Source organism: Stenotrophomonas sp. YJH_SMC_119 (assembly GCF_059368315.1).
This window is the reverse complement of sequence record NZ_JCAFRP010000004.1, coordinates 39,917-58,729: the sequence shown is the minus strand read 5'-3', so window position 1 is coordinate 58,729 and position 18,813 is coordinate 39,917. Positions and strand designations below refer to the sequence as shown.

The following is an 18,813-nucleotide window of genomic DNA, read 5'->3' as shown; positions in this document are numbered from 1 at the left end:
CTACCGCCCGGCCCTGCATTCGGGGTGACTCGCATTCAGCCGGCGGCACGGCTGCGGCCGATTGTCGCAGGCACGGTCACGCGCGAACGCATACGATGAGCGTGAATGACCGGTCCCGACGCCCCGTTTCTCCGAACCCTGTGCAGCCTGCGCTGGCTTGCAGTAGGCGGCCAGGCCGCCACCATCCTGGTCGCCACCTGGGTGCTGGGGCTGCCGTTGCCGCAGCTGCCGCTGTGGGCCGGCGTGGCGGTGCTGGCCCTGTTCAACATCTATACCCAGCTGCGCCCGGAAGCGGCCGACACCGCACCGCTGACTGCATTCGGCCACATTCTGGTGGACGTGATCATCCTGACCTGGATGGTCGGCTGGAGCGGTGGCATGGCCAATCCGTTCAGCTCGCTGTTCCTGATCCTGATCGCACTGGCCGCGTTCGCCCTGCCCCTGCGCTGGGCGCTGGCGGTCGCGCTGGCCTGCCTGCTCGGCTACGCCGCCAGCGGCATCTTCGGCCAGCCCCTGCCGGACGGCTATTTCCGCGCGCAGGACCTCAACCGCTGGGGCGTGGTCGCCAATTTCCTGATTTCCGCGGCGGTCGTACTGGCCTTCTCCACCCGCCTGGCGCTGGCGCTGCGCCAGCGCGAACTGGAACTCTCGGCCCTGCGCGAACGCTTCGCCCGCAACGAGGGCATCGTCGCTCTGGCCACCCATGCCGCCTCGGTGGCGCATGAGCTGAACACGCCGCTGGCAACCATGACCCTGCTCGCCGACGACGTGGCCGAACGCAGTGAAGAGCCGGAAGTGCGCGAGGACATGGAAACCCTGCGCGAGCTGCTGGTGCAGTGCCGTGAGCGCGTGCTGGCGCTGGCCGCACCGGCCTCGGCCGATGCGCCCGGACGCAGCCATTCCAGCGCGCAGCAGGTGCTGGAGCAATGGCGCCTGGTGCGACCGACCATCGACCTGCACCGCAACGACGATGCGCCGCTGCGGCTGCCGCTCGACCCGGGCGTGGGCCACCTGCTGATGGTCCTGCTCAACAATGCCGCCGATGCCGGCGAACAGGCCGGCCGGCCGCGCGTGGACCTGGACCTGCGCATCGAAGGCGACGATCTGATCGGCGAAGTACGCGACTACGGCCACGGCTTCAACGCGCGCGCCGCGGTGCTGCCGGGCAAGCTGTTCGGCAGCAGCAAGAGTGAAGGCATGGGGGTCGGCCTGGCCCTGTCCCATGCCACGATCGAACGCCTCGACGGCGAGATGTGGATGCGCCCGGCCCAGGGGGCCGGCAGCCGCGTCGGCTTCCGCCTGCCGCTGGCCCCACGCGAGGAAACCCCATGAGCGCCTCAACCCTCGGCCTGCTGGTCGACGACGACGAACTGTACCTGCGCACCCTGCAGCGCAGCCTGGCCCGCAAGGGGCTTGAAACGCAGACCGCGCAGGATGCCGCCAGCGCGCTGGCACTGGCCCGCCAGCACCCACCCGCGTTCGCCCTGATCGACCTGAAGCTGGGCAGCGATTCCGGCCTGGCGCTGATCCAGCCGCTGCGTGCGCTGCGCGCGGACATGCGCATCCTGCTGGTGACCGGCTACGCCAGCATCGCCACTGCGGTGGAAGCGATCAAGCTCGGTGCGGACGATTACCTGCCCAAGCCAGCCACGGTACCGATGATCCTTCGCGCTTTGGGCGAGGAGGATGACGGCCCGGCCGACGATGGCGAAATGGAAGTGCCCGACGCGATGACACCGATCAGCCGCCTGCAGTGGGAACACATCCAGCAGGCGATGCACGAGACCGGCGGCAACGTGTCGGCAGCCGCGCGCCTGCTCGGCATGCACCGGCGCTCGCTGCAGCGCAAGCTGGCCAAGCGGCCCAGCCCGGAACGCGACCCGAGCCGCTGAGGCACCACGCCCTTCATGGTAGTGCCGGCCGCTGGCCGGCAACCCGTCCGCTCCGGTAGTGCCGGCCGCTGGCCGGCATCCAGGTGATGCTTCAATCGTTCATGAGGTTGCCGGCCAGCGGCCGGCACTACCAGAGCCTCAGCCCTTCAGCTGCGCAAGGATCTCGCGGGTCATCGGGTCGGCAACGGCCACATCCTCGCCCTGCAGCGCCGGCAGCAGGCCGCTGGCCAGCTGCTTGCCCAGTTCGACACCGAACTGGTCGAAGGCGTTGATGTTCCAGATCACCGACTGTACGTACACGGCGTGTTCGTACATGGCGATCAGCGCACCCAGCGCCTGCGGGGTCAGCGCGTCGAGCAGGATCAGCGTGCTCGGGCGGCCGCCCGGGTAATCACGGTGCGGGTCGTCGCTGCCCTGGCCATTGGCCAGTGCTTCGGTCTGCGCCAGCAGATTGGCCAGCAGGGTCTGATGATTGATCGTGTAGGGATCGTCGTTGTGCACGCAGCCGATGAAGTCGGCCGGAACGATGCTGGTGCCCTGGTGCAGTGCCTGGAAGAAGCTGTGCTGCACATCGGTGCCCGCGCCTCCCCACCACACCGGCACGGTATCGGTGGTGACCGGCTGGCCATCACGCTGCACACGCTTGCCCAGGCTTTCCATCACCAGCTGCTGCAGGTAGGCCGGCAACAGCGCCAGGCGCTGGTCGTAGGTCATCACCGCATGCGTGGCATGGCCCAGCAGGTTGCGGTTCCAGAGGTCGGTCAGGCCGTGCAGCACCGGCAGGTTGCGCTCCAGCGGTGCATCCAGCGCATGCGCATCCATCTGCGCAGCACCTTCCAGCAGCTGTTCAAAGCGCTCGAAGCCGATCGCCAGCGCGATCGGGAAACCGACCGCAGACCACAGCGAATAGCGGCCGCCGACCCAATCCCACATCGGCAGCACACGATCGGCGGCGATGGCAAAGGCCTTGGCGGCACGTTCCGGATTGGCACTGACCGCGTACAGGCGATCGCTGCCCCCCAGCCAGTCGTGCAGGATCTGGCCATTGAGCAGGGTTTCCTGGGTGCCGAAGGTCTTGGAGATCAGGATGCCGGCGGTCTTGGCCGGATCCAGCGTGGCCAGCGTACGCTGCATGGCCGCGCCGTCCACGTTCGATACGAAATGCACGCGCAGGCGCGCACCGCTGACCGGACGCAGCGCGTCGGCGACCAGGCGCGGGCCAAGGTCGGAACCACCGATGCCGACACTGACTACATCGGTCACGCCACTGTCTTCCAGCGCGCGCACCAGCACGCCCATGCGCTGGCGGATCTCGCGCGCGGTGGCATAGGCCTCGGCCGCCACCGGCGCATCGACCACGTCGCCGCGCAGTGCGGTGTGCAGCGCGGCGCGACCTTCGGTCAGGTTGACCTGCTCGCCACGGAACAGGCGGGTGATGGCACCACCGACATCACGGTCGGCAGCCAGCGCCAGCAATGCCTGCAACGCCGCGGCATCGTATTTCTGCCGGGCGAAGTTGACGTACAACGGACCGACCCTCAGCGCCAGGTCCTGGACGCGGCCGGGTTCGGCGGCGAGCAGGCCGGGGATGCTTGCGCCCTTCAGGCGCTGGGCGTGGGAATGCAGCGAGTCGAATCCGTTGTTCGTTGTCATGCGGCCTGGGTCGGGATCGTGTCGTTGGTGTGGGTGATCTGGTTCTTGCCATCAACGTACACCAGCTTCGGCTTGAAGCTGTCGGCTTCCTGCTCGGTCATGCTGGCGAACGCGGCAATGATGATGATGTCACCGACCTGCACGTGGCGCGCGGCGCCACCGTTGAGCGAGACAACGCCGCTGCCGGCTTCGGCGCGGATGGCATAGGTCGAGAAGCGCGCACCGTTGGTCACGTCCCAGATGTGCACCTGCTCGAACTCGCGGATGCCGGTGGCAGCCAGCAGGTTGTCATCGATGGCGATCGAGCCTTCGTAGTTCAGCTCGGAATGGGTGACGGTGGCGCGGTGGATCTTGGTCTTGAGCAGGGACAGGTGCATGGGGGCGCTGCAACGGCAAAGGAAAGAGCGGATTCTAGCACCCGCTTGGCCGTCGTCAGGGGCCTGCGGCAGGACGCTGAAGGCCGTTCAGGCGCCCTCGCCCGGCGGCGGCGCCGTGGCATGGACGGCACCGCCCTGCAGTGACAGCCTGAACACCGTATGGAAGGCCAGCCCGGAGGCCAGGCCCAGGCCCCCTGCAGCCAACACCGTCAGCCCATAGCTGATCACATCGAATGTATCGACATAGCGCAGGCGCTGCAGCAGCGGCACATGGATCGCGCCCGGCCACTCATGGATGGCCATGGCCAGCGCGCCCAGAGCAGCCCCTGCAAGTACGAAGCGGGTCCGGCGCAGGGGCCGCCGAGATCGCGGGAGCAGCGCCATCGGCAGGAACACCGCGATGGCGCTGCAGACGCCCAGCCCGAACATCAGTCCACCGCCGGTGAGCGCGGGCATCGGCGTGCGCCTGAATTCAAGCGCGAACAACAGGCCGCCAAACAGCTGCGCCGGCAGCATGCCGGCAGCCAGCACGGCCAGGATCAACGCCTGCGCAAGCCGACCAGCGTCAGTGGAGGGTGTCTTCATTGCCGTTCTCCCGTCCATGGGAAGGTGCGAGGCGCCCATTGTGGGCGCCCCCGGGCCGCATGCGGCTCAGAACTCCAGGTTGTCGATCAGGCGGGTGGAGCCCAGGCGCGCGGCGATCAGCGCTACGCGGCCACCGCCATCGAACGTCGGCTCGGCCAGCTCCGGGGTGCGCAGCACCGCATAGTCAACCTGGAAACCGGCCGCCTGCAATGCCGCCGTGGCGTCGGCCTCGATGCGATCACGCGCCTGCCCGGCCACGTAGCCTTCGCGCATGCCCAGCAGGGTGCGGTGGATGGTGGTCGCGACCGGGCGCTGTTCGGCGCTCAGGTACTGGTTGCGCGAACTCTTGGCCAGGCCATCCTCGTCGCGCACGATGTCCGCGCCGACGATCTGGATCGGGAACGACAGCTCAGCCACCATCTGCCGGATCACCGCCAGCTGCTGGTAGTCCTTGCGGCCGAACACGGCCACGTCCGGCTGCACCTGCAGGAACAGGCGCGCCACCACGGTGCAGACGCCATCGAAGTGGCCCGGCCGGCTGGCGCCTTCCAGCACCTCACTGACACCCGGCGCATGCATCTGCGTGGTCTTGTCCACGCCCAGCGGGTACATCACCTCGACGCTGGGCAGCCACACCGCGTCGCAGCCGGCCTGCTCCAGTCCGGCCACGTCGGCCTCGGGCGTGCGCGGGTAGCGATTGAAATCCTCGTTGGGGCCGAACTGGGTCGGATTGACGAAAATGCTCGCCACCACCTTGTCGGCGTACTGGCGGGCCAGCGCCACCAGCGAATGGTGGCCGCCATGCAGGTTGCCCATGGTCGGCACCAGCGCCACGCGCAGGCCGTCCTGCTTCCACTGGGCGATCTGCGCGCGCAGTGCGCCGAGTTCGTTGAAGGTCTGGATCATTGGGCGTAGGCGTGCTGTTCGTCGGGGAAGCTGCCGTCGCGCACGGCGTCGGCGTAGGCGCGGGTGGCACCGGCCACCGAACCGCCTTCGGCAAGGAAGTCCTTGACGAACTTGGGACGGCGATGGCCGCTGTCCAGGCCGAGGAAGTCGTGCAGCACCAGCACCTGGCCGTCGCACTGCGGGCCGGCACCGATGCCGATGGTCGGCACATCCACCGCGGCGGTCACTTCCGCGGCGACCGGGGTCGGCACGCATTCGAGCACCATGATGCTGGCACCGGCCGCGGCCACGGCCTTGGCATCGTCGACCAGCTGGCGGGCGGCATCGCCGCGGCCCTGGATCTTGAAGCCGCCCAGGCGCAGCACCGATTGCGGGGTCAGGCCCAGATGCGCACAGACCGGAATCTCACGCTCAACCAGGTAGCGGATGATGTCGACCTTGAAGCCGGCACCTTCGATCTTGACCATCTCGGCACCGGCCTGCAGCAGCTGCAGCGAAGCATCCAGCGCGCGCTCCGGAGTGGCATCGGCGCCGAACGGCAGATCGGCCACCAGCAGCGCGCGCTGCAGCACACGGGCCACGGCGCGGGTGTGGTAGACCATGTCGGCCACGGTCACCGGCAGGGTCGAATCATGGCCCTGCACGACCATGCCCAGCGAATCGCCAATCAGGATCAGGTCGACACCATTGGCATCGAAGGTGCGGGCAAAGCCAGCGTCGTAGGCGGTCAACATGACCAGCTTCTGGCCATTGCGCTTGGCCTCGGCCAGGGCGGGAACGGTCCAGGGCTTGCTGTCTGCGTGGGTGCTCATGTGCTGATAACCGGGGGAGATAACCCGGGCATTATCACCCTATCGGCGCGATCCCGCAGGCATCCACCCGCATCACTGCATCCCGCACGCGGCCATGGCCGGGGATGGCCAGATCTGGCGCGATTTCGGCCAGCGGCACCAGCACGAAGGCACGCTCGTGCATGTAGGGGTGCGGCACCTGCAGGCCGGGCTGGTCGAGCACCTGCGCGCCATACAGCAGCAGGTCCAGGTCCAGCGCGCGCGGCCCCCAGTGCACCGCCGGATCGCGCACGCGACCAAAGCGCTGCTCCAGCGCCAGCATCGCCTGCAGCAGTTCATCGGCTGCCAGTGACGTTTCGACCGCGGCCACCGCGTTGACGAACGGTGACTGGTCTTCATTGCCCCAGGCCGGCGTTGCGTACAGGCGCGAGGCCTGCAGCACGCGGGTCCCGGGCAGGCCGTCCAGCGCAGTGATCGCCGCGCCGACAGTCGTGGCCGCATCGCCGAGGTTGGCGCCGAGGCCGATCCACGCTGGCATCATTGCTTATTCGCCAGCTGCACCGGCCGAGGCCCCCGGGCGGCGGCGACGACGGCGACGCTTGCGCGGTGCTCCGTTCTCGTCATCGCCCTCTTCGCTGTGCATCGCGTCCAGCGAAGATTCCAGCTCGCGGCCCGACTGGGCCTGTGCCTCGCGCCAGAATTCAACATCGGCAGCGTGCTCGGCCGAGGCCACCTGGCGCAGGCTGAGGAAGTCGAACGCGGCGCGGAAGCGCGGATGGGTGAGCGTGCGGAACACGCGCTTGCGCTGGCGCGAGCTGAAACGCGACTGCAGCAGCCAGATTTCCTGCATCGGCAGCGAGAAGCGGCGCGGCAGCGCGATGGTGCTCAGCTGCTGCACGGTGACGCGGTCGGCGGCACGACGCTGCGCCTCTTCCGGCGCCACGCCCTGCTTGAGCAGGGTCGCCTGGGCGCGGCAGAACGCCGGCCACAGCAACAGCGCGAACAGGAACGCCGGCGAGACCGGCTCGTCGTTGGCCACGCGGGCATCGGTATTGGCCAGGCCCTCGACCAGCATGCGGCGCAGCGCGCCGGTGCGGTTGGACTTCAACGCCCTGGCGCTTTCCGGGAACAGCACGTCGAGCAGACCGTAGCGCTCCAGGCCTTCGAAGCTGGCCACGCCGTGCCCGGACAGGAACAGCTTCAGCACTTCCTCGAACAGGCGTGCCGGCGCGGCTTCGTTGAGCAGGCCAGCCAGCTGCGGGATCGGCGCGGCGGTGCCCTCTTCGATCTGGAAGCCGAGCTTGGCCGCCAGGCGCACGGCGCGCAGCATGCGCACCGGGTCTTCCTGGTAGCGCTGCACCGGGTCGCCGATGAGCTTCATCAGGCGCGCCTGCACGTCTTCGAAGCCGCCGGTGTAGTCACGCACCGAGAAATCCTCGATGGCGTAGTACAGGGCGTTGCAGGTGAAGTCGCGGCGGACGGCGTCGTCTTCGATGGTGCCGTACACGTTGTCGCGCACAAGCATGCCGTTTTCCATCTCGCGGTCGCCACTACCGTCATCGCTGTTGGCGCGGAAGGTGGCGACTTCGATGATCTCGCGGCCGAACACAACGTGGGCGAGGCGGAAACGGCGGCCGATCAGGCGGCAGTTGCGGAACAGCTGCTTGACCTGTTCGGGCGTGGCGTCGGTGGCCACGTCGAAATCCTTGGGTTGGCCATTGACCAGCAGGTCGCGCACCGCGCCGCCGACAAGGTAGGCGCCGAAGCCGGCATCGCGCAGGCGATAAAGCACGCGCAGGGCGTTCGGGCTGATGTCCTTGCGGGAGATCGTGTGCTGGTCGCGCGGGATGACGCGCAGGCTGAACGGTGATGTAGCAGAGGAAATGATGTTGGCGCTTCCGGTTGAAGTTTCGGGATTGCCCAATGGCATCGAGGTGCATATACTAGCGCTCCTGCCTCGGCAGCGACACAGTTACGCTCCCTTCGTCTAGTGGTTAGGACGTGGCCCTCTCAAGGCTAAAACAGGGGTTCGAGTCCCCTAGGGAGCGCCAGTCGCTGCAGCAGGAACCGAAAAAGCCCGCCTTGTGCGGGCTTTTCTGTTTTCCGGGCCTGCAATCGGCTTGAGCCGGTGGGGTCACCCAGGGCAGGACACGCCGTAAACCCATCCATGGGGGCTCGATGGCGCCATCCATGGCGCCAACGGTCCTGCCCTGGGTGACCCCACCGGCTCTGGACGGTTTCCCGCGAGCTGCGGCAACAACCGACCAGCGCTTCGCCGCATCCGCACGCACCATGAACTGTCAGGAGGGGCAGGCCGCCCTCTCACACTCTGGACAAGCAGGCGCCAACGGAACGCAACCGAAGCCAGTCGCCGTCAGCCTTCCATCTGCTCCAGCTCCTTGCCCTTGGTCTCGCGTACGTAGCGGACCACGAAGACAATCGAGAGGATCGCCGCGACCGCGTAGATGCCATAGGCGCCGGCCAGGCCGATGCCGGCCAGCAGCATCGGGAAGGTCACGGTGATCGCGAAGTTCGAGGTCCATTGCGCCGCACCCGCCACCGCCAGCGCCGGGCCGCGGATCTGGTTGGGGAACATCTCGCCCAGCATCACCCACATCACCGGGCCCCAGGACATGTTGAAGAACACCACGTAGACATTGGCCGCGACCAGCGCCAGCCGGCCCATGCCGTCGGACAGCTGCAGGCGACCGTCGGCCAGGCTTCCACTGGCGAACGCGACCACCATCAGCACCAGCGCCACCGACATGCCGACCGAGCCGATCCACAGCAGCGGCTTGCGCCCGATGCGGTCGATCAACAGCACCGTCAGCAGGCAGGCGCCGATGCTCAGTGCGCCGGACAACACATTGATCAGCAGCGCGTCGCTTTCCGAGAAGCCCACCGCCTGCCACAGCACCGCGCCGTAGTAGAACACCACATTGATGCCGACCAGCTGCTGGAACATGGCCAGGCCGATACCCACCCAGAGGATCGGGCGCAGCTTGCCGGTGGCCTTGTTGCGCAGGTCGCCGAAGCGCGGCTTGTGCTGGTCCTGGGCCAGGCTGGTTTCGATCTCGGCCTGCTTGGCCGCCGCCGCGGTATCACCGTACAGCCGCGCGAGCACCGCCCTCGCCTGCTGCTGGCGCCCCTTCAGGACCAGGAAGCGCGGGCTTTCCGGAATCACCAGCAACAACAGCAGGAACAGCCCCGACGGCAGCGCCTGCATCCAGAACATCCAGCGCCAGGCCTCATGACCCAGCCACAACGGCTCGGTCGACGCCCCGGCGGCGCGGGCCAGCAGGTAGTTGCTGAGGAACGCCGCGAACAGGCCGCAGATGATCGCCATCTGCTGCACTGTGGCCAGGCGCCCGCGATAGCGCGCCGACGCCACCTCGGCGATGTAGGCCGGCGACATCACGCTGGCCGCCCCTACTGCAAAGCCGCCCAGCACGCGGGCCGCGATGAACAGCCACGAGGCGTGGGCTGCGCCGGCGCCCAGCGCCGAAACCAGGAACATCAGCGCCGACACGATCAGGACGCCGCGGCGTCCCAGGCGGTCGCCCAGCCAGCCGGCCAGGAACGCACCGATCGCGCAGCCCAGCAGCATCGAGGCGACTTCGAAACCGAGCGCCGCCTCGCTGGAATTGAAGGCCTGGCGCAGGCCATCGACCGTGCCATTGATGACACCACTGTCGAAGCCGAACAGGAATCCACCGAGCGTGGCCACGCAGCTGATCAGGACGATGAATGCAGTGTTCTCACCGCCATGGGGTGCGATGCTGGGCTTGGCTGGCGACATTGACGATCCTGCTGGGAAGGGGGCCGGCCACCCGACGCAGCCGGCTGACCCGCAGCGTCGCACAGGCCCCGCCCTGCCGCCAATGACTGCCACGGCCGCGCCTGCCAGACGCCCGATTTCCGCCCCGCGCCGACAGCGGGGGCCAACCTGTTCTAGAATTGGCGGGTTCAGGAATCGATCCACCCCCAGCCCATGCCCTTTGTCGTCACCGAAAACTGCATCAAGTGCAAACACACCGATTGCGTGGAAGTGTGCCCCGTGGATTGCTTCCACGAAGGCCCGAACTTCCTGGTGATCGACCCGGATGAGTGCATCGACTGCACCCTCTGCGAGCCGGAGTGCCCGGTCAATGCGATCTTCCCGGAGGACGATGTCCCCGCCGGCCAGGAAGGCTTCGTCGCCCTCAACGCCGAGCTGGCGAAGGAGTGGCCGGTGCTGACCGTGCGCAAGGACCCGCCCGCCGACGCCGGCGAATGGGATGGCAAGCCGGACAAGCTGAAGCTGCTGGAGCGCTGAGAAGCGCCCACGGCGGCAACGAAAAGGGCGCCCACGGGCGCCCTTTTCTGTTTTCCGGTGAACGCCAACCGCAAGATCCGGCATGCCAGCCTTGCGATCCGGCATGCCAACCTTGCGATCCGGTAGGTGCCAACCTTGGTTGGCACAGAAGCGCCGACCAAGGTCAGCCTCTACCAGAGGCAGCCCTTACTGGGCCAGCTTCGCCTTCAGCGCGGCGATCAGCTTCACCGGCGCTTCGGCGGTGGCCGGCAGGCCACGCGGGTCGACCGCGGAGATGTAGGCGCCGGCATCGACGGCGACCACGCGGACCAGGAAGTTGCTGCCTTCGTAGGCCACGTCATACGAGCCGAGCAGCTGGGCGCGGCTGGCGATGGTCACGCCCTCCACGCCTTCCAGCGCGGTACCGACCTTGGCGAAGGCTTCATCCTTGCCACCGGCGATGGTGAAACCGGTATTGCCAACGGCCGGAGCCGCAGCCGCCGGCGCTGCCGGCTTGGTGGCCGACACCAGCGCCGGCACCTTGTTGTCACCGGTGGTGGCCGGCAGGTTGAGGTCCGGCGGCACTTCCAGCGGACGCATTTCCGGGGCCAGGGCATAGTCGCCCTTGACGCCACGCTTGAAGCAGCCGGTGGTGCCGGCGGCAACGGCCACCGCAAGCAGGGCGTAGGACAGCACGCGGACAGTGGAAACGGATTGACGCATGTGAATCTCCTGGGTCAGACCAAGACGAAAGGTCAGTGGCTGGAAAGGGCTTCAAGGGCGGCGATGTCGCCGGCAAGATGGTCGGCGGCCGCGTGGTGCGGCGCGGACAGCGGCAGCAGCGGCAGGCGCAGGTCATGGCCGATGCCGATACGGCGCAGCAGCGCCTTGACCGGAATCGGGTTCGGTTCAACACCGCAGAAATCATGGAACGGCTGCAGGCGCGCATCCCAGGACTCGGTGGCTTCGTGGTCATGGGCGGCGGCCAGCTCGCACATGCGGCGGTAGGCGCCGGGCAGCACATTGGAGCCGACCGAGATCAGGCCGTCGATACCGGCCCGGATCGAACGCGCGGCCGTACCGTCGTCGCCGCTGAGCACGGCGAACTGCGGGCTGCGCAGTGCGAGCAGCGCCTGCACCCGGCCGGTGTCGCCCACCGCCTCCTTGATGCCGACGATGTTGGGGTGGCTGGCCAGTTCGGCCACGGTCTCCGGCTGCATGTCGCAACCGGTACGGCCGGGCACGTTGTACAGCACGACCGGCAACCCGCCCTGGTCGGCGACCGCACGATAATGGGCAATCAGACCGGCCTGGGTCGGCCTCACGTAAGGCGGGGTGACCACCAGTGCATGGCTGGCGCCAAGCGCGGCCGCACGACGGGTCTGTTCGATGGTTTTGGCGGTACCGGACAGGCCGGTGCCGGCCATGACCGGGATGCGGCCGCCAATGCGTTCGACCGCGCTGGCCAGCAGCAGGTCGTACTCGGCATCGGTGAGGGTTGCCGCTTCGCCGGTCGAGCCGGCAACGACAACGCCATGGACGCCACCTTCCAGTTGCAGGTGCAGCAGGCGCTGCCAACCGTCGGGATCGAGGGCGCCGTCGGCCCGGAACGGGGTCGCCAGCGCGGTGATGAGGCCGGAAAGGGACAAGGACGTGCTGCTCTTGGCTGGAAAGGGAAAACGCCCGCCACGAAAGGCCGGGGGCGACCTGAATGTTACTTGCGGCGCGAAAGCACGGGCAAGTATGCTGGACACCGGTGGATCCCCGCCTCTGGCGGGCATTCAGACTAACGCATGCATTACCCGGAATCGCCTTGACCGACACCACCCCGCGCCCCGCGCCGAGCGAAAACCACCTCCTGATCAACGCCTATACGACGCATCCGGAGTCCCCCCTGCTGTCCGTCACCCGCCGCATCGCCGACAGCGGCTGCAATCTGGTGGACGCACGCCTGGCCACGGTCGGCCGCGATGTCTCGGTCACCGCCCTGGCCACCGGCTCCTGGGACTCGGTGGCCAAGCTCGAGGCGATGCTGACCCGGCTGGAGCGCGAGGAAGGCCTGAAGCTGGTCTGGTACCGCACCGCGGCCAAGCAGGCGCAGTCCAACCTGCTGCCGTACATTGTCGAAGTGATCGCCGCCGACAAGCCGGGCATCCTGTTCCAGCTGGCCGATTTCTTCGACCGCCAGGGCATCACCATCGAGAACCTGCAGAGCACGCGCTACCGCGCCATGCAGACCGGTGCGGAAATGTTCAGTGCACAGGTCACCATCGGCGTGCCGGCCAACATGCACATCGCCGCGCTGCGCGACGATTTCCTTGAGTTCTGCGACCACCTGAACCTGGACGCGATCATGGACCCGATGAAATTCTGATTGGGAGTGCGGATTTTTCGCGCGCCTCTCACGGGCGCGTGGCGTTTCATGCAATTGTCGTAGAAACAACCCAGGCTCGACAGAAGGACCTCATGAACAACGGCGATACCCTGGACAGCACCACCCTCTCCCTGCCGCTGGCGCTGTCCGGTGGCAACCAGGCCACTCTCGGCGACTATGCCGGCCAGTGGCTGGTGCTGTACTTCTACCCCAAGGACAGCACTCCCGGCTGCACCACCGAAGGCATCGACTTCAACGCCCTGCTGCCGAAGTTCAAGAAGGCCGGCGCGGTCGTGCTCGGCGTCTCTCGCGACTCGGTGAAGTCGCACGACAACTTCTGTGCCAGGCAGGGCTTCAACTTCCCGCTGGTCAGCGATGGCGACGAAGCGCTGTGCAGCGCCTTCGACGTGATCAAGATGAAGAACATGTACGGCAAGCAGGTACGTGGCGTCGAACGCAGCACCTTCCTGATTTCCCCCGACAGCCGCATCGTGCAGTCCTGGCGCAAGGTCAAGGTTGCCGGCCATGCCGATGCCGTTCTCGCCGAACTGAAGGCCTCCCAGTCCAAGTGAGTCCCACTGCCTACTGTGTCTGCCATCACCCTGCCCCGCAGCAGGCCGTGGTGGTTTTTCCCTGTCCGTAACCAGGAATCGACGATGACCCGAGGCAAGCGCATCTACGTGCTGGATACCAACGTGCTGATGCACGATCCGACCGCGCTGTTCAAATTCGAGGAGCACGACATCTACCTGCCCATGCAGGTGATCGAGGAGCTGGACAACGGCAAGAAGGGCACCTCCGAAGCGAGCCGCAACGCCCGCCAGGTGAGCCGCTTCCTCAACGAGCTGGTGCAGGAATCCGGCCTGGACAACCTGGCCGACGGCATTCCGCTGCAGCGCCCCAACGGCCTGCAGCTGCGCGGCAAGCAGAGCGCCGGCAAGCTGCGCTTCCAGACCAGCCACTTCGACGCGGGCAAGAGCTTTGGCAAGGTCATTCCCGACAATGCCATCCTTGGCGCGATCCTGGCGCTGAAGGAAGAAACGCCGGACCTGCCGGTGGTGTTCGTTTCCAAGGACATCAACCTGCGGATCAAGGCCGCCATCGCCGGCATCGTGTCCGAGGACTACGAAAACGACCGCGCGCTGGACGATTTCAGCCTCCTCTACACCGGCGCCACCGAGCTGCCGGAAGACTTCTGGAAGCGCCACGGCGACGACCTGCGCAGCTGGAGCGACAAGGGCCGCAGCCATTACGAAATCCAGGCGCAGGACGGCGAGGAGTGGTACCCGAACCAATACGTCTACCTGCCCGGCGAAGACGAAGTCGAACTGCGCGTCAGCCGCGTGGTCGGCGACGGCAAGGTAGTGCTGTCGCTGGTCGATGATTTCCGCCACGGCAGCCACGCCGTCTGGGGTATCAGTGCGCGCAACCGCGAGCAGAACTTCGCGCTCAATGCACTGATGGACCCGGAGATCGACTTCGTCACGCTGCTGGGCACCGCCGGCACCGGCAAGACCCTGCTGGCGCTGGCTGCCGGCCTGGCGCAGACGATGGACCAGCAGCGCTACCGCGAGATCATCATGACCCGCGCCACGGTCAGCGTCGGCGAGGACATCGGTTTCCTGCCGGGTACCGAGGAGGAGAAGATGACGCCGTGGATGGGCGCGCTGACCGACAACCTGGAAGTGCTCACGCACAACCAGGAAGGCGGCACCTGGGGTCGCCAGGCCACCAACGACCTGCTGGCCAGCCGCATCAAGATCCGCTCGATGAACTTCATGCGCGGCCGTACCTTCCTGTCGCGCTACCTGATCCTGGACGAGGCGCAGAACCTCACCCCGAAGCAGATGAAGACGCTGATCACCCGTGCCGGCCCCGGCACCAAGATCGTCTGCCTGGGCAACGTCGAGCAGATCGACACCCCGTATCTGACCGAGACCACCTCGGGCCTGACCTACGCGGTGGATCGTTTCAAGAACTGGCCGCATAGTGCGCACATCACCCTGCGCCGAGGCGAACGCTCGCGCCTGGCCGATTACGCTTCGGAGGTGTTGTGAACCGCTGCACCCGCCTGCTGCTGCCCACGGCTGCGATCACCCTCGCAGCCGTGCTCGGCGCCTGCACCACCACGCGCGGCCCGGCCAGTGTGCCGACCGCCGAGCGCACCGGGCAGTCCTGGGTGGTCACCCGCCCGATCATCGCCGCGCAGGTGCTCGACACCTGCTCGCGCGCCAGCCCCGGCCGCGAGGCCGGGCGGGTCAGCGGCTACTGGGCTCCCAGCCGGCAGCAGATCGATCAGCTGGAGGCACAGCTGTCGTCGCTGGAGGCACAGGTACCAAAAGTGCTGGACTTCGACCGCCAGTACGTCGGCATCGAAAGCGCCGGCAAGCGGCTGATCTACGTCAACGCCTTCCACCTGCCCGACGACAGCGGCATCAATCCGGCGCGCGAAGCGATCCGCGTCTGTGACGGCGGCACGCAGTTCTGGGGCGCGGTGTTCGACCCGGCCAGCAACACCTTCAGCGAGCTGCAGTTCAACGGCGGCTTCGGCGGGCCCTGAGGGGCCCCGCCGATGGGAATACGCCTGCCCACCTGGGTCTGGATCGGCGCGGTCGCGCTCTCGTGCGTGGCCGGCATGGTCAACGTGGTCGGCTTCCTCGGTTTCGAGCACCAGGCGGTCAGCCACATGACCGGCAGTACCAGCCAGTTGGGCATGGCGCTGGCGCAGGGGGACTGGCGCGCCGTCGGGCACCTGTGGGGGCTGTTGATCGCGTTCTCGCTGGGCGCGATGCTCAGCGGCCTGCTGATCCAGGACAGCGCCCTGCAGCTGGGCCGGCGCTATGGCGTGGCACTGGCGCTGGAATCGGTGCTGCTGCTGGTGGCCATTCCGCTCTTTGAACAACACCAGATCTGGGGCGCGCTGGCCGCCGCCATGGCCTGCGGCCTGCAGAACGCGATGGCCACCACCTTCAGTGGCGCAGTGGTGCGCACCACCCACCTCAGCGGCATGTTCACCGACCTCGGCATCGGCCTGGGCCACCTGCTGCGTGGGCTGCCGCTGCAGGTACGGCGGCTGACCCTCAGCGGCCTGATCATCAGCGGCTTCCTCGCCGGCGGCGTCCTCGGCGCCTGGCTGTTCATGCGCTGGCAGTACGACGCCCTGCTCGCCCCCGCCCTGCTGACTGGCCTGACCGGGCTGGGTTATGTGCTGTACCAGCAGTGGGCGCGTTGGCGGCATTGAATCAAGGACATCCACGCATGGCGTGGATCTACCTTCCCCTGCGGGACCACGGCACAATCAACCGATGAGCCCGACCACTCCCGTTTCCGCCCTCACCATCGCCGGCTCCGACTCCGGCGGTGGCGCCGGCATCCAGGCTGACCTCAAGGCCTTCGCCGCACACCGCGTGCATGGCCTTTCCGCGATTGCGGCACTGACCGCGCAGAACACCCGCGGCGTCATCGCCGTGCACGTGCCACCCATCGAGTTCCTGCGCGCGCAGCTGGATGCCTGCTTCGACGACTTCGACATCCACGCGGTGAAGCTGGGGATGCTGGCCAACGCCGAAGTGATCCATGCCGTCGCTGATGCACTCGAAAAGCACCGCCCGCCACACGTGGTACTGGACCCGGTGATGGTCGCCACCAGTGGGGCACGCCTGCTGGAAGACAGCGCATTGCAGGCCATGCGTGAGCGCCTGATCCCGCTGGCCACGCTGATCACCCCCAATACGCCGGAAGCAGAACTGCTGGTCGGCCGGAAGATCAGCAACGGCGAAGACGCAGAACAGGCCGCCTCGGCCCTGCTCGACCTCGGTGCCGGCGCAGTGCTGCTCAAGGGTGGCCACCTGCATGAGGGCAATCGCGTGATCGATCGCTACTTCGACGGCGTCAGCAGCGAAGAATTCATCCACGCGCGCCTGCCACTGGACGCACATGGCACCGGCTGCACGCTGGCCTCGGCCATCGCCGCGCAGCTGTGCAATGGCCTGAGCCTGGCCAACGCCTGCGAAGCCGGCATCGACTACGTTGCACGCGGCCTGCAGCAGGGCTATGCCCCCGGCCGCAGCGAGGTGCTGGTGCTCGACCACTTCGGCGCGGCACCCCACGCATGAGCCCGACGCCGAGCGTCCTTGCCGTGCAGTGCGACGACGGCCATCGCTTCGAGGTGATCGCCTGCGTGCCCGCACAGCCCATCGCACGCCTGCTGTGGCTGCCGGCACTGGGCGTGGCCGCGCGCCACTACCTGCCACTGGCTTTGGCGCTGGCGGCGAAGGGCGTGGCGGTCTACCTGCACGAGTGGCGCGGCAACGGCAGCAGTTCGCTGCGCCCATCGCGCACGCAGGACTGGGGCTATCGCGAGGTACTCGAACAGGATCTGCCGACCAGCCAGGCCGTCCTGGCCGCAGCGGATGACGAAGGCGACGCCCTGCCCTGGATCATCGGCGGCCATAGCCTGGGCGGGCAGCTGGCCTGCGTGCATGCCGGCCGCAACCCGCAGCACTTCAACCGGCTGTGGCTGGCCGCCAGCGGCTCACCGTTCTGGCGCGGATTCCCACCACCGCGTGGCTGGCTGCTGCCGCTGGTCTACCGCTTCCTGCCGTGGATCGCACAGCGCCAGGGCGTGCTGCATGGCCGTCGCCTCGGCTTTGGTGGCACCGAAGCGCGCGGACTGATTGCCGACTGGGCACGCGTCGGCCTGAACAACCATTACGCCGCCGTCGGCATGGACGAAGACCTCGATGCGCAGATGGCGCGTGTGCATGGCAGCGCACAGGCGGTGCTGATGGAGCACGACTGGTTGGCCCCCACCGGATCGATGCAGACGCTGCTGGCGAAGCTGCCGAATGTGGACGCGCAGCTGCGCGTGCTGTCCGCGCAGGAACTGGGCACGCGCGCCGATCATTTCGCGTGGCTGAAGGCCCCTGATGCCGTGGCTGACAGCTTTTTCATTCAGTTGGATGAAAATTTTCACAAAACTGTTGACGGTACGCGCCGACATCCGCATAATTCCGCTCCTGTCGCAGGGCGCCCGTAGCTCAGTTGGATAGAGTACCTGGCTACGAACCAGGCGGTCGGGAGTTCGAATCTCTCCGGGCGCACCACTCGACAGGTTTCCAGCATCCGCCGCTGGAAATGCAGTAAAATTTGATTGTGTACCGCGCGCCCGTAGCTCAGTTGGATAGAGTACCTGGCTACGAACCAGGCGGTCGGGAGTTCGAATCTCTCCGGGCGCACCATACACAGTCAGCACAACAAGTTTATGTAATTGGCGCCCGTAGCTCAGTTGGATAGAGTACCTGGCTACGAACCAGGCGGTCGGGAGTTCGAATCTCTCCGGGCGCACCATTACACCGAAACAGCAGGCCTCGGCCTGCTGTTTTTTTATGTGTGTTTTTCGGCAGGGCTGCGCCCTGCACCCTGGTAGTGCCGGCCGCTGGCCGGCAACCTCAACGGCAACGGCAGCGGCAAAAGCTGGCATTCCGTGGGATGGCGGGGCGGTGTCGGAGTGCGGGGACGCCGCAAGTACGTCCATGTAGGCTTGGCAGCCGCATCCATGCGGCTGACACCCCGCACTCCGACACCGCCCCACCTCTGACAGATTTCCGCGATCTGATGGATCCACGCCATGCGTGGATGAATCTCCATCGAGTTCGAACATTTCGACAATTGATCGAAGAGCATCCACGCATGGCGTGGATCTACCGTGTCGACCAAGGTCGACACCTACCAGAGCAGTACGCCGTTCCGACAGATCGCGGAAACTGTCGAAGGCGGGGTGAGTCCGGTTGCGGGGGCGTGAGCCGCATGGATGCGGCGACCGAGCTTACATGGATGTACTTGCAGCGGCCCCCGCAACCGGACCCACCCCGCCATCCCTAAGGAAACCAGCTTCTGCTGTTGCTGTTGCTGTTGCTGTTGCTCTGGATCGTAGCGGGTG

Annotated in this window: 20 protein-coding genes and 4 tRNA genes; 14 read left to right on the top strand and 10 right to left on the bottom strand. The window is 67.0% G+C overall.

Annotation, left to right across the window (positions count from 1 at the left end):
• The first annotated feature begins 105 nt into the window (after positions 1-105).
• Both AC5P6S_RS07825 and AC5P6S_RS07820 read left to right on the top strand, forming a co-directional pair.
• On the top strand, positions 106-1,332 hold the full coding sequence (locus tag AC5P6S_RS07825; RefSeq protein WP_005412965.1) for an ATP-binding protein: 1,227 nt from the start codon (positions 106-108) through the stop codon (positions 1,330-1,332).
• Positions 1,329-1,892: a response regulator transcription factor gene (locus tag AC5P6S_RS07820; protein WP_005409063.1), complete on the top strand. Its 564-nt coding sequence runs from the start codon at positions 1,329-1,331 to the stop codon at positions 1,890-1,892. The genes AC5P6S_RS07825 and AC5P6S_RS07820 overlap by 4 nt, the downstream gene beginning before the upstream one ends.
• A gap of 138 nt (positions 1,893-2,030) precedes the next feature.
• On the opposite strand, the gene pgi is transcribed toward AC5P6S_RS07820, so the two are convergent.
• From pgi to pcnB, 7 genes are all read right to left on the bottom strand, one after another.
• A complete protein-coding gene (gene pgi / locus AC5P6S_RS07815; protein WP_099498284.1) occupies positions 2,031-3,545 on the bottom strand; it encodes a glucose-6-phosphate isomerase in 1,515 nt (504 codons plus the stop codon).
• Positions 3,542-3,922: an aspartate 1-decarboxylase gene (panD, locus tag AC5P6S_RS07810; RefSeq protein ID WP_005409061.1), complete on the bottom strand. Its 381-nt coding sequence runs from the start codon at positions 3,920-3,922 to the stop codon at positions 3,542-3,544. The genes pgi and panD overlap by 4 nt, the downstream gene beginning before the upstream one ends.
• 87 nt (positions 3,923-4,009) lie before the next feature.
• A complete protein-coding gene (locus AC5P6S_RS07805) occupies positions 4,010-4,507 on the bottom strand; it encodes a hypothetical protein (protein ID WP_059034000.1) in 498 nt (165 codons plus the stop codon).
• Positions 4,508-4,573: 66 nt separating this feature from the next.
• Positions 4,574-5,413 (bottom strand): pantoate--beta-alanine ligase, encoded by an 840-nt coding sequence (panC, locus tag AC5P6S_RS07800; RefSeq protein WP_059033998.1) that lies wholly within the window; start codon positions 5,411-5,413, stop codon positions 4,574-4,576.
• Positions 5,410-6,225, bottom strand: coding sequence for a 3-methyl-2-oxobutanoate hydroxymethyltransferase (panB, locus tag AC5P6S_RS07795; protein ID WP_059033996.1), 816 nt, complete (start codon positions 6,223-6,225; stop codon positions 5,410-5,412). Before panB ends, panC begins: the two co-directional genes overlap by 4 nt.
• A gap of 34 nt (positions 6,226-6,259) precedes the next feature.
• The gene (gene folK / locus AC5P6S_RS07790; protein WP_099498283.1) at positions 6,260-6,745 is read right to left on the bottom strand and encodes a 2-amino-4-hydroxy-6-hydroxymethyldihydropteridine diphosphokinase; all 486 of its coding nucleotides are present in this window, start codon (positions 6,743-6,745) and stop codon (positions 6,260-6,262) included.
• Positions 6,746-6,748: 3 nt separating this feature from the next.
• Positions 6,749-8,128, bottom strand: a complete 1,380-nt coding sequence (gene pcnB, locus AC5P6S_RS07785; protein ID WP_032965757.1) for a polynucleotide adenylyltransferase PcnB — start codon at positions 8,126-8,128, stop codon at positions 6,749-6,751.
• A 52-nt stretch (positions 8,129-8,180) separates the two neighbouring features.
• Between pcnB and AC5P6S_RS07780 the strand changes: the two genes are divergently transcribed.
• Positions 8,181-8,255 (top strand) — tRNA-Glu (locus tag AC5P6S_RS07780).
• A gap of 323 nt (positions 8,256-8,578) precedes the next feature.
• Here the strand turns inward: AC5P6S_RS07780 and AC5P6S_RS07775 are convergent.
• Positions 8,579-10,003, bottom strand: a complete 1,425-nt coding sequence (locus AC5P6S_RS07775; protein ID WP_099498282.1) for a sugar porter family MFS transporter — start codon at positions 10,001-10,003, stop codon at positions 8,579-8,581.
• Between the two features lie 192 nt (positions 10,004-10,195).
• On the opposite strand from AC5P6S_RS07775, the gene fdxA reads away from it, so the two are divergent.
• On the top strand, positions 10,196-10,519 hold the full coding sequence (fdxA, locus tag AC5P6S_RS07770; RefSeq protein WP_005409054.1) for a ferredoxin FdxA: 324 nt from the start codon (positions 10,196-10,198) through the stop codon (positions 10,517-10,519).
• Positions 10,520-10,705: 186 nt separating this feature from the next.
• On the opposite strand, the gene AC5P6S_RS07765 is transcribed toward fdxA, so the two are convergent.
• Both AC5P6S_RS07765 and dapA read right to left on the bottom strand, forming a co-directional pair.
• Positions 10,706-11,221 carry a hypothetical protein gene (locus tag AC5P6S_RS07765; protein WP_005409053.1) on the bottom strand — a complete coding sequence of 172 codons (516 nt, stop codon included), beginning with the start codon at positions 11,219-11,221 and terminating at the stop codon, positions 10,706-10,708.
• A 32-nt stretch (positions 11,222-11,253) separates the two neighbouring features.
• On the bottom strand, positions 11,254-12,147 hold the full coding sequence (dapA, locus tag AC5P6S_RS07760) for a 4-hydroxy-tetrahydrodipicolinate synthase (protein ID WP_005409052.1): 894 nt from the start codon (positions 12,145-12,147) through the stop codon (positions 11,254-11,256).
• Between the two features lie 164 nt (positions 12,148-12,311).
• Between dapA and AC5P6S_RS07755 the strand changes: the two genes are divergently transcribed.
• From AC5P6S_RS07755 to AC5P6S_RS07710, 10 genes are all read left to right on the top strand, one after another.
• Positions 12,312-12,872 carry a glycine cleavage system transcriptional repressor gene (locus AC5P6S_RS07755; protein WP_005409051.1) on the top strand — a complete coding sequence of 187 codons (561 nt, stop codon included), beginning with the start codon at positions 12,312-12,314 and terminating at the stop codon, positions 12,870-12,872.
• 92 nt (positions 12,873-12,964) lie between these two features.
• Positions 12,965-13,444 carry a peroxiredoxin gene (locus tag AC5P6S_RS07750; protein ID WP_099498281.1) on the top strand — a complete coding sequence of 160 codons (480 nt, stop codon included), beginning with the start codon at positions 12,965-12,967 and terminating at the stop codon, positions 13,442-13,444.
• Between the two features lie 84 nt (positions 13,445-13,528).
• Positions 13,529-14,929, top strand: coding sequence for a PhoH family protein (locus AC5P6S_RS07745; RefSeq protein WP_005409049.1), 1,401 nt, complete (start codon positions 13,529-13,531; stop codon positions 14,927-14,929).
• Complete coding sequence (locus AC5P6S_RS07740) at positions 14,926-15,432, top strand: hypothetical protein (RefSeq protein ID WP_005409048.1); 507 nt, start codon at positions 14,926-14,928, stop codon at positions 15,430-15,432. Before AC5P6S_RS07745 ends, AC5P6S_RS07740 begins: the two co-directional genes overlap by 4 nt.
• A 12-nt stretch (positions 15,433-15,444) precedes the next feature.
• Complete coding sequence (locus AC5P6S_RS07735; protein WP_049460207.1) at positions 15,445-16,113, top strand: YoaK family protein; 669 nt, start codon at positions 15,445-15,447, stop codon at positions 16,111-16,113.
• 64 nt (positions 16,114-16,177) lie between these two features.
• Positions 16,178-16,987, top strand: coding sequence for a bifunctional hydroxymethylpyrimidine kinase/phosphomethylpyrimidine kinase (gene thiD, locus AC5P6S_RS07730; RefSeq protein ID WP_005409046.1), 810 nt, complete (start codon positions 16,178-16,180; stop codon positions 16,985-16,987).
• Positions 16,984-17,910, top strand: a complete 927-nt coding sequence (locus AC5P6S_RS07725; RefSeq protein WP_099498280.1) for an alpha/beta hydrolase family protein — start codon at positions 16,984-16,986, stop codon at positions 17,908-17,910. The genes thiD and AC5P6S_RS07725 overlap by 4 nt, the downstream gene beginning before the upstream one ends.
• Positions 17,901-17,977: transfer RNA gene (locus AC5P6S_RS07720), tRNA-Arg, on the top strand. Before AC5P6S_RS07725 ends, AC5P6S_RS07720 begins: the two co-directional genes overlap by 10 nt.
• 58 nt (positions 17,978-18,035) lie before the next feature.
• A tRNA-Arg gene (locus AC5P6S_RS07715) sits at positions 18,036-18,112 on the top strand.
• Positions 18,113-18,144: 32 nt separating this feature from the next.
• Positions 18,145-18,221 (top strand) — tRNA-Arg (locus AC5P6S_RS07710).
• Positions 18,222-18,813 lie beyond the last annotated feature (592 nt).